Here is a 14,424-nt window from a genome sequence, read left to right as displayed (position 1 = left end):
AGGGCTCGACGGCGGCGGGTAACCGTGCTACTCGATATGCGCCAGCACGGCGCCCGCCGCAACTACTCCCCCTGGCCCCGAAAGAACGTGGGAAAGCGTTCCGGTCCGGTGGGCGGGAACCTGGGTTTCCATCTTCATGGCCTCGAGCACCACCAAGGGGTCACCTTCGGACACTTCAACACCCGGTTCCACGAGCCACTTCACCACTGTCCCGGCCATGCTGGACACAAGCGCGGACTCGGCGGGCGAATCTCCATCCGGAGCAGGCACTGTCACGTCTGAAACGGCCGGGACGCGCTGCCCTGAGCGCGCCCAGGCATCGAGGAGGTCCGCCGGAAGTCCCACTGCCAGCCGCTTGCCGTCGACGTCCACGGAGATCGTGCGGCGTTCGCCAGTGGGCGCAACCGGGTTGTACTCGGGATCCACGGGAATCCGGTCAGCGAACTCCGTTTCAATCCAGCGGGTGTGAACTCGCAGCTCGGAAGCAGACGCGAAGTCCTCGGACTCGAGCACGGCCCGGTGGAACGGCAGGACTGTGGCAAAACCGGTGATCCTGAATTCGGCAAGGGCCCGGCGTGCGCGCCGCAAGGCCTGCTGCCGGTTCGCTCCGGTGACGATCAACTTCGCCAGCAGGGAGTCGAACTGCGGCGCCACGACAGAGCCCTGCCTTACGCCCGTATCAACGCGGATTCCAGGCCCGGTTGGCGCTTCAAAGGAGATCACAGTGCCCGGAGAGGGCAGGAATCCGCGGCCAACATCCTCGGCGTTAATGCGGAATTCGAAGGAGTGGCCACGAGGAACCGGGTCTTCGGAAATACTCAAGGGCAGCCCGGCAGCAATACGGAACTGCTCCTGCACGAGATCCACTCCCGCGGTTTCTTCGGTAATCGGGTGTTCCACCTGAAGGCGTGTGTTGACCTCCAGAAAGGCCACGGCACCGGTGGCGGAGACCAGGAATTCCACGGTTCCTGCGCCGTAGTAGCCGGCCTCACGAATGATCGCCTTGGCAGCTGTGTAGATTTGTTGCCGCTGTGAGTCACTGAGGAAAGGCGCCGGGGCTTCTTCCACAAGCTTCTGGTGTCGGCGCTGGAGCGAGCAGTCGCGCGTTCCCACCACCACGATGCTGCCGTGCTTGTCGGCAATGATTTGAGCTTCAACGTGCCGGGGGCGGTCCAGGTACTGCTCCACGAAGCACTCGCCACGGCCAAAAGCCACCACGGCCTCACGGACGGCGGAGTCGAAGGCTTCCTCCACTTCTGCGAGTTCCCTTACGACTTTGAGCCCGCGGCCACCTCCGCCGAAGGCTGCCTTGATGGCGACCGGGAGTCCGTGCTGCTCGGCAAATTCCCGCGCCTCGGCAGCGGAAGAAACCGGCCCGTCACTGCCCGCAACCAACGGTGCGCCGGCTCGTACGGCGATCTCACGCGCCGTGATCTTGTTACCCAACTGGCGGATCGACTCCGGCGAGGGCCCGATCCACTCAAGTCCGGCGTCGAGGACCGCTTGGGCGAAATCCGCGTTCTCGGACAGAAAACCGTAGCCAGGGTGAACGGCGTCGGCACCGGACCGGGCGGCAATGCCTAGTAATTTTTCAATGTTCAGATAGGTGTCTGCGGGACTGTTCCCGCCCAGGCTGAAGGCTTCATCAGCGGCAGCAACATGCATGGCGTCGGCATCGACGTCCGCATATACGGCAACCGATGCAATACCTGCATCGTCACAGGCTTGGGCGACCCGGACGGCGATTTCGCCGCGGTTCGCAATCAGGACCTTGCGCATCAAATACTCACTTCTTAGGGGTCTTGGTGAAATCCGGCGAATCAGGGACGAACCGGAAGCGGATCCGGCCGCCGATGGGGACCTGCGCGGCGAGGTCCAAGTGCTCATCGCGTACCACGCCAATCACCGGGTAACCGCCGGTAATGGGGTGGTCGGCCAGGAAAAGAACAGGCAATCCGGCAGGTGGAATCTGGAGTGCGCCTGCCATGGTGCCCTCGCTGGGGAGCTCACCTTCGCGCGTGCGCTGGAGCGGCGTGCCATCAAGCCGCATGCCCACCCGGTTGGACTGGGGAGTCACAACCCATTCCTGTGCGGTGAGGGAATCCAAGGCAGACTGGTCAAACCAGTCGGCGCGGGGCCCTGGGACGACGTCAAGCACAGTAACGCCTTCCCGCGGGAACTCCGGCTGAAGTTCTGGATCCCCGACGGCAGTGGAAGCCGTGGCATTGCCGACCGGCAGGACCTGGTTCGCAGCCAACGGCGCTGGCCCGATCCCGGACATGGTGTCTGCAGACCGGCTTCCGAGGACCGCGGGGACGTCAGCACCGCCTCGGATTGCCAGGTAGCTGCGGAACCCCGCCTCCGGGGCACCCATGGTGAGGACTTCGCCGTCGAGCAGTGCGAAAGGCGCCGCCATCGGAACGGTTCGCTGAGCGTGCACTTGCCTGTCGTCGGTCCCGTTGGATTCGGCCCACGACGGCGGCTGGATGGTTAGCGCTGACGGCGCACCAGTCACAGCAATCACCTGGTCACCGACGGCTTCCACCTTGAGCCCGCCACCGACGGTTTCGATGACTGCCGCGGATGCCGCATTGCCCACGAGGCGGTTGGCCCTCCGTAGCGAGGCCCGGTCCAGGGCACCAGCCGCAGAGACTCCCAGAGGGCCGTAGCCCCGGCGGCCGAGATCCTCGATGAGGCTCTGCGCTCCGGGGTTGAGGATCCTAAGTCCCGAGTTCGGAGGCTGTTGTGCCGTGTGGTGCTCCGCGTCGGAGTCAGCGTCACGGGCGGCGGCAGTCACAACTTCGCGGGTCGCCCTGTACTGCACCCTGTCTCCGGGACGTACGAGCGCGGGTTGTGGGCGATTCAGGTCCCACATCCGCGCCCCCGTGCGGCCAATGAGCTGCCAACCGCCCGGTGAACGGCGCGGGTAGACGGCCGAGTACTGGCCTCCCAGCGCCACCGAACCTGCGGGAACGGCCGTCCTCGGGGAGGATCGGCGGGGAACCGTGAGGCTCTGGTTCTCGCCCACCATGTAACCGAACCCGGGTGCAAAGCCAGCGAAGGCCACCGTCCAGATTTGCCCGGTATGGGCAGCAACAACTCCGTCCACGCTCAGTCCTGTGAGCTCCGCGACATCGGCGAGATCGTCGCCGTCGTACACGGTGTCGATGACGACGAGGCGGGAGTCAATGTTCTCCGGCTCAACGAGGTCCAGCTCCAGAAGCCGGGCGCCAATTGCACGGGTGGCCGACGCCGACTCCCCGACAACCATGACCGTTTCAGCAGCGGCAAGCACGTCCACCTGCCCCGGCAGGGGCGATTTGTACAGCATGGACTGCAGGGCGAGGACGTCCTGCAGTCCGTCCAGCTCGGCGAGGACGGCACGGGTCCCCACGGGCCTTACGGAGAGGACCTTCTTGGCAGTGGCGGTTTCCATCACGGTTTCCATGTTCCGGTTCGCAGCCAATTAGGCGTGCGAGCCCTCCAGCAAGCGGACTTCCTCTTCCGGCTTGGGATCGCGGCCCATGAGCATGCCCACGATGGTTACCACGGACGCCAGGAGCAGATATCCGGCGATGAGGTACCAGCCGCCGGCGCCTCCGCCGTAAAGGAAGGTGAAGATCAGCGGAGCAAAGCCGCCGCCAATAACACCGGCCAGCGTGTAGGCCAGCGAGCTGCCCGCATAGCGGAGTCGAGCCGGGAACTGCTCGGTGATGAACGCAGCCTGGGGTCCGTACATGAAGGCGTGCAGAGCCAGTCCGATCACCACGCCGATGGTCAGCATGATCACCGACTTGCCCTGAATCATCAGGAAGAAGAGCGGGATGTACGCAGCTGTCGCGGCAGCGGTTACGCCGTAGACCAGGCGACGGTTGATGCGGTCCGTGAGGGCACCGGCGGCGGGGATCAAGAACAGCTGGAAACCTGAACCAATGAGAATGGCGGCCAGTACGTTGCCCGTGGTCATGCCCAGTTCCTTGGTTGCGTAGACAGCTACGAATACCGTGAACAGGGAATAGAGAATGTCCGGGCAAATGCGGGAGAGGGCCGCGGAGACCAAGGCCTTCGGTTCCTTGGTGAAGACCTCCATGAGTGGTGCCTTGGGGCGCTCACCGTGGGCCTGGATCGCTTTGAAGACAGGCGTTTCCTCGAGCTTCATGCGAATGAGCAACCCAAAGACCACCAGGAGCGCGGATGCCAGGAACGCGACGCGCCAGCCCCAAGAGAGGAAGGCTTCTTCGCTCAGGGAGGCGGCCAGGATGGCCAGGACACCGTTGGCCATCAGGTTTCCGGCCGGTGGACCGATCTGGGCTGCCGAGGACCAGAAGCCGCGCTTGTTCGGATCACCAAACTCGCTGGACAGCAGGACCGCACCGCCCCACTCGCCACCCACACCGATGCCCTGCGCCAACCGCAGCAGAACCAGGATCGCAGGAGCGGCAACTCCGATGACCGAATAGTCCGGCAGTGCGCCGATGAGGACGGTGGCGATGCCAATCAGCAACAGCGTGAAGACCAGAACATACTTCCGCCCGATCTTGTCTCCCAGCCTGCCAAACACGAAGCCGCCGATCGGGCGGGCGAAGTATCCAACCGCGTATGTGGAGAAGGAGAGGATCAGGGCAACGAATTCGTCCCCTGCAGGGAAAAAGATCTTGGGGAACACGAGGGCTGAAGCCACCGAGTAGATCGCAAAGTCGTAGTACTCAAGCGAGGTGCCTGTGAGGCTGGCGATATAAGCCTTGAGGGCGCCGGCCGGTGGCTTCCTTGTCACTGCCTTGGCTGCCTTGTTGGTGCTGGTCATGGTTTCCTCCGGGGGATGAGGGGTAGAGCTGGGGTTGGGGAGGCTAGACGAACGAGCCGATGCTGACACCGGACTCGCCCAGGGCGGACTTCACGGCGGTTGCCATTGCTACGGCTCCCGGTGAGTCACCGTGCACGCAGATGCTCTCTGCGCGGATTTTCAAGATGGAACCGTCAATTGCCCTGACGGACTGTTCGGTGGCCATCCGGAGAACGTGCTCCGCCACTTCGGCGGGGTGGTGAAGGACCGCTCCAGGCTGAGAGCGGGGAACGAGGGTACCGTCCGGGTTGTACGCCCGGTCAGCAAACGCTTCGGGTACTCCCCTCAGTCCGGATTTCTCGGCCAGTCGCAAGACCTCCGAATCCGGGAGGCCGAGGATCGGCAGCTTGGGGTCAACCGATTTCACGGCATCCACGACCGCCTGCGCCTGGGCCGTGTGCTTCACGATCGCGTTGTACAGTCCGCCGTGCGGCTTCACGTATTGCACACGAGCGCCGGAAACAGCTGCCAGCGCCTGCAGTGCACCGATCTGGAAGACGACGTCGTCCGCAAGCTCCTTGGGGTCGATATCCAGGAACCGCCGGCCGAAACCAGCAAGGTCGCGGTAGCCCACATGGGCACCAATGACGACGCCGGCCTGGGCCGCCTTTTCGCACGTGCTGCGGATGACGCTGGGGTCGCCGGCGTGAAATCCGCACGCGACGTTGGCACTTGAAACGGATTCAACCATGGCGGCATCGTCTCCGAGTGTCCAGCGTCCGAACGACTCTCCGACGTCGCTGTTCAAATCGATGTTCGCCATGGTGTGATCCCTGCCTCGTGATGCGCGTTACATCAAGCATGCCTTAGATCGCCGTATTGTTCAACAATCCAGCGATACTTCTTTTCCTCAATCGTGTAATTTGGGATCCATGGCCGACGCAGAGCAGCAAACAGGCGAGCAAGCCGGGTTCGACGGTGCTCGTGCGCGTGTCCGGATGCGGGTTCCGTCAGTGGCCGAGCGTGTGGCCGAGGAACTGCGCTACCAGCTGGCCGAAGGTTTCCTGTTGCCGGGGGCCAAGCTCACTGAAGCCACCATCGCCGAGGACCTTGGCGTCTCCAGGAACACCGTCAGGGAGGCGTTCGCAGAGTTGGCCAGCGAACGGCTCCTGGTGAGGCTTCCCAATCGCGGCGTTTTCGTCGCCACGTTGGAAGCAGGGGATATTCACGACGTCTATACCGTGCGCAGGGCCATAGAGGTTAGTTCCATCCGGGCCGGCGGTTCACCTGAGCGCATTGCCGCCGTCAGGGCCGCCGTCGACGAAGGAAAGCGCGCCGCTGCTGCTGGCGACAGCGAGGGCCTGGGCAGCGCCAACCAGCACTTTCACGGCGCCATCGTAGCGTTGGCGGAGAGCAACAGGCTCAACACGATCATGAAGCAGGTCCTTGCTGAGATGCGGCTCTACTTCCACAAGGCCACCATGAACGCCCACTTTTACAGCGACTGGCTCAAGGAAAACGAGCGGATTTGCTCAGCACTGGAAGCCGGGGAACTCGATCGGGCCGGAGATCTCCTCCTTGCCTACCTCAACCGTTCCGAGCAACAGCAGGCAGCGATCCACGGCGAATAGTCAGCGCTTCCCCTTCTTGCGTGAGCCACGCCCGCGGCCTTTGTCCGGATTCGGCGCATAACGCTGGGCAACGGCGGGCTTCTTGGCACCCGAAGTCCCCCGCCGGTCCGGCTTGGGGGCCTTCTTGGGCTTCTCCTGCTTGGCTGACGGTTGCCGGGAACTCTGGGCAGTACGACCACGGACAATCCCTATGAATTCCTCAATCACCGGGCTGTCCGTACCAACAAGCCAGGCCAAACCGACCTGTGTTCCCGGCGCCCCCGTGAGCCGTCGCATGACCGTCTGCTTGTTGTTAAGGTGCCGGGCCACGGACATGGGCAGGATCGCCAGGCCCGCACCGGAAGCCACCACTTGGAGGGCCATCTCCGGCCCGCCCATCTCGCCAATGTCCAGGAAGTTCTCGTCGGACAGATCCTCCAAGGCCACTTCCTCGAACACCGAAATCTCGTGGCCTTTGGGTGCCACCACCACGGGCTGTTCCTCGTAGAGGGGGATGACGTTCAGGCCCTCCCTGTCCACGGGCAACCGCACAAAGCTGAGGTCTGCGGAACCGTCGCGCAGCACGGAAAGCTGCGCGTCGTCGTCGGACATAAACGAGTGCAAAGGAACGTCCGGCATGCGCTCTTCCCACCGGCGAATCCATTTCCCGGGCGTCACGCCGGCAACGTAGGCGAAGCGCAACTCGACGGCGGGCTCGGGTGTTTCGGGGGTATCTTCGGGGGCTGGCACACACTCACAGTACCGGGCCGGATACCCTTGAAGCATGACTCCCAAGAACTCCCAGACCATGAAGCCGGCAACAGCTGCCAAGAAACTCGGCATCTACCTGCCCGCTACGCCGCAGGAGTTCCAGAACTCGCCCGTCACCCGCGAGGAATACGCAGAACTCCAGGCCAACCCGCCGGAGTGGCTCGCCGAACTGCGCCGCAACGGCCCGCACCCGCGCCCCGTAGTGGCGCAGAAGCTGAACATCTCCATCAGCGGCCTAGCGCGCGGTGGCATTCAGGAGGCTCTTACGACGGCGGAAATCACCGAGCTGCTGCAGACTCCCCCTCAATGGCTGGTCGTGGAACGTGCCACCCACGCAGCTGTTCGTGCAGAGACACTGCGCATCAAGGAAGAGGCCCGCAAGAAGGCCGCCACCAAGGAAGCCAAGGAAAACGCCGCCGCCAAGCGCGATGCTCCCAAGGGAACCAAGCGCAACGCTTAGGTGAACAAGCTGTGGCCGGGACATCCATCCCGGCCACAGTTGGTAATCAGTCCTGGTGGAGCTGGACGAAGTTGCCGCAGCCGTCATCAAAAACCGCGCTGACACCGGACGGATCTTCGGCCGGTTCGCCCTTGAATTTCACCCCGGCGGCAACCAAGCGCTCATACTCAGCCCGTACGTCAGGTACGCCCAGAACCACAGCCGGCATCCCGGCGTCGTATACCGCGTTCATGTAGTTCGCACCGATAGGGTTGTCGCTGGGTTCAAGGAGCAGGCCGGTTGAGCTGTCGCTGGCTCCCGGGTCCTTGATGATGAAGAGGTTGTACTCCGGCATGGCCATCAGGGTGTCGAAGCCGAGCGTTTCCGTGTAGAACGCGTGGGCTGTAGCGGGGTCCTTGACGTGGATGCTGCACAATTTCAGTCTCATGGTGCCTAGGCTACGCCGCGGCTCAGACAGAGTGGCGGGCAGAATCACCCTCAGCCGGACAATTCACCTGCGTTTGCGGGGGTGAATTGTCCGTTGGGAGGTGTCGCCCGTACGGCCGCTGACGCATACTGAAAACACAGCCTTTTGCGTCCCGGAGGTACTCCGATGCTCATGTGGGGTTTGGCCTTGATCCTCGCGACAGCGGCAACAACGCTGGTGGTGCACCGAAAACTCACGCGCGGCCGCGGGCCTGAACCGGACACCGTTTTCTGGGATCTCTTTGCCGGTTTGACGGTAGTCGTGCCGGCCATAGTGGTGCCGGCGGTGCAATGGGCCCCGGCCGGCTTAGTGATGATCGCCCTGACACTAACGACGGCGGCAGGAACCTTGGGCGGTCTGCGGAAACTTGAGCGGATCCACGCGGCCGACCCCCGGCGCCGCCCGGGCTTTGAAACGACTCTCGAATTGCACGAGGCCCTGCTGACACGGTGGCGCGGCTACGAACTGGACACTGCTCAGACTATCGACTACCCGGCAATGACCGATGTCAGGATCGAAGAAACGGCCGCGCTGACCAGGGCGATGCGCGAGGCTGAGCAGTGCAAGGTGACGGCGGGGACCGACTACCGGGCCGCCGTCGAGCGTCTCGCCAACTCACTCATCACAGCTGAGCGGGCAGCGGGCGTCCCAACCGCGCCGAGATGACACTTAATGCCAATCCCAGCGCGGATTATTGTCATTAAATGCCACCTCGGCGGGAGAAGTTTCTGAAGAACTCCGGCCTTACCCGGTACATCACCAGCATGACCACCACGCCCAGCAGGATCACACCCATGCCCAGGACGAAGACCAGGCCCACGCCGCCAACGGAAGATCCCGAGCCGTACTCCGGATCCAGGGAATCGATGGCCGTCTTCACGAACATGACCAGCAGGATCACTCCGCCCAGCAGGGGCGCCAGGAACTTGAAGAAGAACGAGCGGACGCTGCCAACGGCGGCCGCACGGAAGTACCAGACGCAGGCCAACGCGGTGATGCCGTAGTAGAAGCAGATCATCATGCCCAGCGCGGTGATGGTGTCCCACAACGCGTTCTCGGAGACCGTCCGGGTGATGACGTAGAACCCTGCGGCGGCGATGGCGGCGGCGATCGTTGCTGTGCTGGGCGATTTGAACGTGGGGCTGATGCGTCCGAAACGAGGCGAAATGGCGCGGTAATGCCCCATCGCCAGGAGCGTCCGGGCCGGTGAGACGAACGTGGACTGCAGTGACGCGGCCGAGCTGCTCAGGATGGCCAAGGACATGAGGATCGCGAAGGGACCCATGACGGGACCAGCCAGCACAGCAAAGATGCTCGACTGGTTCTCAGGATTACCCGCGCCCAGTCCGGTCTCGCCAACACCGGCAAAGGACAACGTAGCCAGCGCAACAGTCATGTAGATCACCACGATCACCAGCACAGTCACCGTCGCTGCACGGCCGGGCGTCTTCTCGGGGTTGCGCGTTTCCTCGTTCATGGTCAGGGTGACGTCCCAGCCCCAGTAAATGAAGATCGAAAGGGAGACGCCCGCTGTGAAGGTCGAAAAGGAATCCACGGCAAACGGATTGAACCAGTCGGGCGAAATAGCGGTTGCATCGAAGGCCGTGCCGTTGGCCACGTGGGCAAAAGCAGAGACCGCGAACCAGCCAAGCACCAGTAATTGGAACGCCACCAAGACGTACTGCACGCCCTTGGTGGTTTCCATGCCGCGGTAGGAAATCCAGCAGGCCGCGGCGATAAAGACCAGCGTCGTGGCGATGTTCAGCGGCAGGATCTTACTCAGGTCAGCGAGCGACGGGTTGCTGAAGACCTGGGCCAGCATCAGGTAGAAGAAGTCCACGGCCACCGCCGCGAGGTTGGACAGCACAATGATCGTGGCCGCGATGAGCCCCCAGCCACCCATCCAACCGATCCACGGACCAAAGGCGCGCGTCGCCCACGTGAAGGAGGTACCGGCGTCGGGCATTGCGTTGTTGAGTTCGCGGTAGCCGAGCGCCACCAGCAGCATCGGAATGAAGCCGACCAGAAAAATGGCGGGAAGCTGCACGCCGACTTCGGACACCGTGGGACCGAGCGCCGCGGTGAGCGTGTAGGCGGGAGCGATGCAGGAAACACCGATCACGACGGCGCCGATCAGGCCCACCGATCCGGCTTTCAGCCCCTTTTCACTCAGGGCCGGTTCTTTCGACTGGACCGTCTTTGGTGCAGTTGACATGGGGTTTTGCCTCTCAGGCGATTGCTAGGAGCTTTGTCGCGTGTAGTCGCGGGGAACCACGATCATGGGAACAGGGAGGGCGCGCAGGATCCGGTTGGCGGTGCTGCCCAGGAAGGTGGCGCGGTGCTGTGCCAGGCGGCTGGAGCCGATCAGCAGGATTTCGCCGTCTTCCCAGTCGAGTCGGTCAACGGCTTCTTCGATGGTGCGGCCTTTCGCCACGACGATCTCAGGTTCGGTTCCGGAGGTGTCACCGGAGGCAGAACCCCCGACGGCGGCGAGCCGGTCCGCGGCATGAAGCCAGGCGGCGTCGAGCAGCTCAGGCGAGTCACCGCCGTCGAGCGCCAACAGGGAGACGAGCCGAAGCGGCAGGCGACGGTCGCGGGCGGACTCCACGGCGACGTCGAGCAGTTCATCAGCGCCGGGACGGGCGCCGAAGCCGCAACTGAGCCGGGTGATCGCCTCCATGCGGTGGTATCCCGACGGCGCCAACGCGACCGGGAGCGGCGCCGAGTGGAGCAGCGAGCTGGCCACGGAACCGATGGTGAAGCGTTTGAGCAGGCCATTGTTAGTGGCGCCGATGACCAGTGCCGCGGCGTCGAACTCCACAGCGGCGTCGATGAGCGCTTGGGCCTCGGAGTCGCCGCGCCGGATGTGGGCGCGGGCTGTGACGTCGGCGGGCACAAGGGCGAGGCCTTCGTCCAACCAGCGCCGTGCCTGCTCGGTGAGGATGTCGTTGTAGCCGGGTTCGGGCGGGTAGACGGCGTTGAACGGCGAGTCCTCGGGGACCACCAGGACCAGGTCCAGGCTGGCGTCCTGGCCCCGGGCAAGAGCGACGGCCAGGTGGACGGCGTCGCGCCCCGTCGCATTGGCCGTGTAACCCACGACGTATCGCATGGTTGCCTTTCGTGTCTTAAACAGTGCTGCCGGCAGTCCGGGGACGGCACTTCCCCCGGACTGCCGGTTGCTGGTTTGCGCTGTTACGGCTGGGCCGCTGCGCAGGCGTTAGACGGTGACCGAAGCCAGCTTGTCTGCCTCGACGATGCGCGCGGCCGTGGCCTGGCCCATCCGGACCGCGCCGTCGACGTGCTGGTAACCCTCGGCCGCGAGGTCGGAGGAGGACCAGTAGATCGGGCCAACGTTGGCGTGCTGGTCCTTGCCGTAGCGGTGCAGGCCGCCGAGGTCGTAGCTGGAAGCGTAGGCGCCGCGGGTCCATTCCTCGGAGCCCCAGTCGGACTCGTAGTAGACCTCGGGAGTCAGGGCCTTGTCACCCAGGAAGCCGGCGATCGACTCGAGGATGGCCTTCTTGCGGTCCTCGGCGCTGAGCTCGAACACGGCGTCAGCCTTCTCATCGGAAACGAAGCCCACCAGGGTGCCGCGGGTGTCGCCATGGTTGGTGTTGTCGTAGACCTCCTGGACCAGCGCGCCGGCGCTGAAGCCGGTGCCGGAAAGTCCGTCTTCGCGCCAGAACGGCGTCTCGTACACCGCATGCACCTTGATGACCAGGCCCAGCGACTGGTGCTGGTGCATCTGGTGCTGGCGGCGTGGCAGCGGCGGGTTGAAGGAAACACGGGAGTACAGGTTGGGTGGTACTGCCATGATGACGTAGCGGGCGTTGACGGTTGCACCGTCGGAGACAACGGTGACGTTGTTGTCGTCCCAGTTGATGGTGCGCACCGGGCTGTTCAGTACGACGTCGGTACCCAGCTCTGCTGCCTGGAGCAGCGAAACCTGCTGCATGCCGCCGATGACTCGCTTGTCCAGGATGAAGTCCTCATCCGTCAGGTGCGTGAACGAACCGGCCGAAGCCGCCATGAGGATGGCCTGCAGTGCCGAGAAGGCGTGGGCCGGTTTGGTGAGCATGCCGCCGGCGATGAACAGGCCGATGTTGTTGCAGGCTTCTTCGTCACTGGAGTTCTGGCGGAGCCAGTGGTGGAAGGAGATGGTGTCCAGTTCGCGGGCCTTGGGGTGCGCCCAAGGTTCGGTGGGGCCGATCTCCGCGGCGAGTTCGTCCAGGATGGCAACGAGCTTGTCCATCTCGGCCTTGGTGTTTTCGTTCACCGGGAACGTATCGCCGGTGTACTGGACCCGTTTGCCGTCCGCGCCGATGTAGACGGACTCACCTTCACGGTAGCGCGAGTACATTTTCAGTCCGAGCTCATCCAGCAGCTCCATGAGGGCTGTCTGGTCCGGGGAAACCCACTGGCCGCCGATCTCCAGCATGGCGCCGTCGATGGTGTCGGTCCAGGTGCGGCCACCCACGCGGTCGCGTGCTTCGAGCACTGCGACGCTGAGTCCGGCCTTCTTCAATTCGCGTGCCGCCGTCAGCCCTGACGGTCCGGCGCCGACGATCACAACGTCGCGATCAAGATTCTGCATGATGTCCTCTCCGTGGCCGTCCGTTGGTGGCTGACCAAATAAATGAATGTCATTCATTTATCTCCATAGTAACCTTCCTGGCCGCGTGTGTGAAGGGCCGGTGGAATAATGCAGGTGACACAGGCAGCAGAAAGGCCCCCGATGCCCGCACCCACACCCGATGCCGCACCCGCGGCCGTTGGCTCGGCCCCCGGCAAGGCGCGCCGCCGTGCCGGCCGACCTACCGCGGCGATCCTGGACCAGGACGGCATCACGACGGCGGCACTTGAGTTAATCAGCAGCAAGGGTTACGACGGACTCACCATGGCGGCCTTGGCCCGCTCGCTGGGTGTGGCACCGTCCGCGCTGTACAACCACGTGGCCTCCAAGGACGACGTGCTTCTGCTGGTGGAGGACCACTTGGCAGCGATGGTGGATGTGTCCGCGTTTGGGGTTGAGCCGTGGGAAGAAGCAGTGCGGCGCTGGGCATGGTCCTACCGGGACGTGTTCTCCGAGCACACACCTTTGATACCCGTCATTGCCGTGCTTCCCGTAGCCAATGCACCAAAGACCCTGGCCATGTACGAGGCCGTAACCGCCGGCTTCCGCGATGCCGGGTTCCCTGAGGAACGGATCATCTCGGCGATCGTGGCCTTGGAAGCCTTTGTTTTTGGCGCGGCTTACGATGTCACCGCGCCTGCGAACATTTTCGACGCCGGCACCCTCGCCGACGAGGTCCCCAACTTCACCGCGGCAGTGGACCGGCTGGCTTCTGAAGGGCACGAGCGGCCCACCGATGTGGCGTTCAGCCTGGGATTGGAAGCACTGATTGCGGGGTTCGCGGCGCTCCGGGGTTAATTACCTAGGCTTGTGTTTATGAGCCAACCCTTGGACGAAGGTCCGTTCTTTCACGGCACGAAAGCCGAAGTTCGCGTGGGTGACACGCTCTCGGCGGGCTTCCGCTCAAACTACCGGCCCGACGTCGTGATGAATCACATCTACTTCACTGCCCTGCGTGACGGTGCCGGGCTGGCGGCGGAGCTCGCCGTCGAACTTGCAGGAGGTGACGGCACACCTCACGTCTATATCGTGGAGCCGACCGGGCCTTTCGAGAACGATCCGAACGTCACGGACAAGAAGTTCCCAGGCAACCCGACACGCTCTTATCGCAGTGGTTCTCCGCTCAAGGTGATTGCTGAGGTGTCCGACTGGACGCGGCTGACTCCCGAGGCTTTACAACAGTGGCGGGAACGGCTGGCTGTACTTCTGGCGGATGAGCGCGGGGAGATTATTAACTGAGGGCGGCCCCGTCGAGTCCGGGACCAGACGTGGACGGTGAGAATTTATCCCAAGTTTGGCGCCGTACAACTCTTCATTGTCACGGGTTCTGTGCCGGAGGAGACTTGAGGCGACGGCTTCCCACCTCGGAGCCGCCCGCGGGGCCATGCGGTTGTGGGGCCTCACTGTACCCTTTAGCGGTTTAGTGGATCCGATGAACTCCATGGAACCCCTCGATGGTGAGCAGAAGGTGTGGAAGTGGGCATCGCGGTGTGTCGTAAATCAGGGCTTGAGCTGGTAGCAGCGCTCATTGTCAGCCTGGGCTTGGCGTTTTGGGTTTGTGGCTGCACGTATGAGGAGCCTGATGGGGAGCGACCGCTTCCCGCGTCGACCTTTCCGGTGCCTTCGACTTCTGAACCTGAATTATCTGTTGCCCCACGCGAAGGCTGGGGTCCGGATGCCCTGTTCTACACCGCCTTGGGAAAC

Annotated in this window: 15 protein-coding genes; 6 read left to right on the top strand and 9 right to left on the bottom strand. The window is 63.6% G+C overall.

Annotated features, from left to right (window positions below; all coding sequences use genetic code 11):
* Positions 1-27 precede the first annotated feature (27 nt).
* From AB0N65_RS15675 to AB0N65_RS15660, 4 genes are read right to left on the bottom strand one after another with little or no spacing between them, the layout of a single operon-like run.
* Complete coding sequence (locus AB0N65_RS15675; RefSeq protein ID WP_364163430.1) at positions 28-1,779, bottom strand: biotin carboxylase N-terminal domain-containing protein; 1,752 nt, start codon at positions 1,777-1,779, stop codon at positions 28-30.
* Between the two features lie 7 nt (positions 1,780-1,786).
* Positions 1,787-3,448 (bottom strand): 5-oxoprolinase/urea amidolyase family protein, encoded by a 1,662-nt coding sequence (locus AB0N65_RS15670; protein ID WP_364163427.1) that lies wholly within the window; start codon positions 3,446-3,448, stop codon positions 1,787-1,789.
* 18 nt (positions 3,449-3,466) lie between these two features.
* Positions 3,467-4,804, bottom strand: coding sequence for an MFS transporter (locus tag AB0N65_RS15665; protein WP_364163424.1), 1,338 nt, complete (start codon positions 4,802-4,804; stop codon positions 3,467-3,469).
* 43 nt (positions 4,805-4,847) lie between these two features.
* Positions 4,848-5,606 carry a 5-oxoprolinase subunit PxpA gene (locus tag AB0N65_RS15660; RefSeq protein WP_364163421.1) on the bottom strand — a complete coding sequence of 253 codons (759 nt, stop codon included), beginning with the start codon at positions 5,604-5,606 and terminating at the stop codon, positions 4,848-4,850.
* Between the two features lie 109 nt (positions 5,607-5,715).
* On the opposite strand from AB0N65_RS15660, the gene AB0N65_RS15655 reads away from it, so the two are divergent.
* Positions 5,716-6,414 carry a GntR family transcriptional regulator gene (locus AB0N65_RS15655; RefSeq protein ID WP_364163418.1) on the top strand — a complete coding sequence of 233 codons (699 nt, stop codon included), beginning with the start codon at positions 5,716-5,718 and terminating at the stop codon, positions 6,412-6,414.
* Here the strand turns inward: AB0N65_RS15655 and AB0N65_RS15650 are convergent, their stop codons facing one another.
* On the bottom strand, positions 6,415-7,179 hold the full coding sequence (locus AB0N65_RS15650) for a LysR substrate-binding domain-containing protein (protein ID WP_364163415.1): 765 nt from the start codon (positions 7,177-7,179) through the stop codon (positions 6,415-6,417).
* On the opposite strand from AB0N65_RS15650, the gene AB0N65_RS15645 reads away from it, so the two are divergent.
* Positions 7,178-7,624, top strand: coding sequence for a DUF5997 family protein (locus tag AB0N65_RS15645; protein ID WP_364163412.1), 447 nt, complete (start codon positions 7,178-7,180; stop codon positions 7,622-7,624). The genes AB0N65_RS15650 and AB0N65_RS15645 overlap by 2 nt on opposite strands.
* A 46-nt stretch (positions 7,625-7,670) precedes the next feature.
* On the opposite strand, the gene AB0N65_RS15640 is transcribed toward AB0N65_RS15645, so the two are convergent.
* Complete coding sequence (locus AB0N65_RS15640; protein WP_364163410.1) at positions 7,671-8,051, bottom strand: VOC family protein; 381 nt, start codon at positions 8,049-8,051, stop codon at positions 7,671-7,673.
* A gap of 165 nt (positions 8,052-8,216) precedes the next feature.
* Between AB0N65_RS15640 and AB0N65_RS15635 the strand changes: the two genes are divergently transcribed.
* Positions 8,217-8,756 (top strand): hypothetical protein, encoded by a 540-nt coding sequence (locus AB0N65_RS15635; RefSeq protein WP_364163407.1) that lies wholly within the window; start codon positions 8,217-8,219, stop codon positions 8,754-8,756.
* 34 nt (positions 8,757-8,790) lie between these two features.
* Here the strand turns inward: AB0N65_RS15635 and AB0N65_RS15630 are convergent, their stop codons facing one another.
* The 3 genes from AB0N65_RS15630 to AB0N65_RS15620 form a co-directional block, all read right to left on the bottom strand.
* The gene (locus AB0N65_RS15630; RefSeq protein WP_364163404.1) at positions 8,791-10,305 is read right to left on the bottom strand and encodes an APC family permease; all 1,515 of its coding nucleotides are present in this window, start codon (positions 10,303-10,305) and stop codon (positions 8,791-8,793) included.
* A 24-nt stretch (positions 10,306-10,329) separates the two neighbouring features.
* The gene (locus AB0N65_RS15625) at positions 10,330-11,199 is read right to left on the bottom strand and encodes a universal stress protein (protein ID WP_364163402.1); all 870 of its coding nucleotides are present in this window, start codon (positions 11,197-11,199) and stop codon (positions 10,330-10,332) included.
* Between the two features lie 108 nt (positions 11,200-11,307).
* Positions 11,308-12,681, bottom strand: a complete 1,374-nt coding sequence (locus AB0N65_RS15620; RefSeq protein ID WP_364163399.1) for an NAD(P)/FAD-dependent oxidoreductase — start codon at positions 12,679-12,681, stop codon at positions 11,308-11,310.
* 108 nt (positions 12,682-12,789) lie between these two features.
* Here AB0N65_RS15620 and AB0N65_RS15615 point away from each other — a divergent pair, with 108 nt between their 5' ends.
* The 3 genes from AB0N65_RS15615 to AB0N65_RS15605 form a co-directional block, all read left to right on the top strand.
* Complete coding sequence (locus AB0N65_RS15615; protein WP_364163397.1) at positions 12,790-13,518, top strand: TetR family transcriptional regulator; 729 nt, start codon at positions 12,790-12,792, stop codon at positions 13,516-13,518.
* 18 nt (positions 13,519-13,536) lie between these two features.
* Positions 13,537-13,959 (top strand): NAD(+)--rifampin ADP-ribosyltransferase, encoded by a 423-nt coding sequence (arr, locus tag AB0N65_RS15610; RefSeq protein WP_364163394.1) that lies wholly within the window; start codon positions 13,537-13,539, stop codon positions 13,957-13,959.
* A gap of 237 nt (positions 13,960-14,196) precedes the next feature.
* On the top strand, positions 14,197-14,424 hold a 228-nt coding region (locus AB0N65_RS15605), incomplete at its 3' end, for a hypothetical protein (RefSeq protein ID WP_364163391.1).

This window comes from Paenarthrobacter sp. NPDC089322, from assembly GCF_040684895.1.
In the GTDB taxonomy this organism is placed as follows: Bacteria; Actinomycetota; Actinomycetes; order Actinomycetales; family Micrococcaceae; genus Arthrobacter.
This window is presented reverse-complemented; position numbering and strand designations above follow the sequence as displayed.

Bases quoted from the DNA above. Each gene is read 5' to 3' on its own strand.
- AB0N65_RS15665 (WP_364163424.1), bottom strand. From the start codon at position 4,804: ATGACCAGCACCAACAAGGCAGCCAAGGCAGTGACAAGGAAGCCACCG.
- AB0N65_RS15620 (WP_364163399.1), bottom strand. From the start codon at position 12,681: ATGCAGAATCTTGATCGCGACGTTGTGATCGTCGGCGCCGGACCGTCA.
- AB0N65_RS15675 (WP_364163430.1), bottom strand. From the start codon at position 1,779: ATGCGCAAGGTCCTGATTGCGAACCGCGGCGAAATCGCCGTCCGGGTC.
- AB0N65_RS15650 (WP_364163415.1), bottom strand. From the start codon at position 7,179: ATGCTTCAAGGGTATCCGGCCCGGTACTGTGAGTGTGTGCCAGCCCCC.
- AB0N65_RS15625 (WP_364163402.1), bottom strand. From the start codon at position 11,199: ATGCGATACGTCGTGGGTTACACGGCCAATGCGACGGGGCGCGACGCC.
- AB0N65_RS15645 (WP_364163412.1), top strand. From the start codon at position 7,178: ATGACTCCCAAGAACTCCCAGACCATGAAGCCGGCAACAGCTGCCAAG.
- AB0N65_RS15635 (WP_364163407.1), top strand. From the start codon at position 8,217: ATGCTCATGTGGGGTTTGGCCTTGATCCTCGCGACAGCGGCAACAACG.
- arr (WP_364163394.1), top strand. From the start codon at position 13,537: ATGAGCCAACCCTTGGACGAAGGTCCGTTCTTTCACGGCACGAAAGCC.
- AB0N65_RS15655 (WP_364163418.1), top strand. From the start codon at position 5,716: ATGGCCGACGCAGAGCAGCAAACAGGCGAGCAAGCCGGGTTCGACGGT.
- AB0N65_RS15630 (WP_364163404.1), bottom strand. From the start codon at position 10,305: ATGTCAACTGCACCAAAGACGGTCCAGTCGAAAGAACCGGCCCTGAGT.
- AB0N65_RS15670 (WP_364163427.1), bottom strand. From the start codon at position 3,448: ATGGAAACCGTGATGGAAACCGCCACTGCCAAGAAGGTCCTCTCCGTA.
- AB0N65_RS15640 (WP_364163410.1), bottom strand. From the start codon at position 8,051: ATGAGACTGAAATTGTGCAGCATCCACGTCAAGGACCCCGCTACAGCC.
- AB0N65_RS15615 (WP_364163397.1), top strand. From the start codon at position 12,790: ATGCAGGTGACACAGGCAGCAGAAAGGCCCCCGATGCCCGCACCCACA.
- AB0N65_RS15660 (WP_364163421.1), bottom strand. From the start codon at position 5,606: ATGGCGAACATCGATTTGAACAGCGACGTCGGAGAGTCGTTCGGACGC.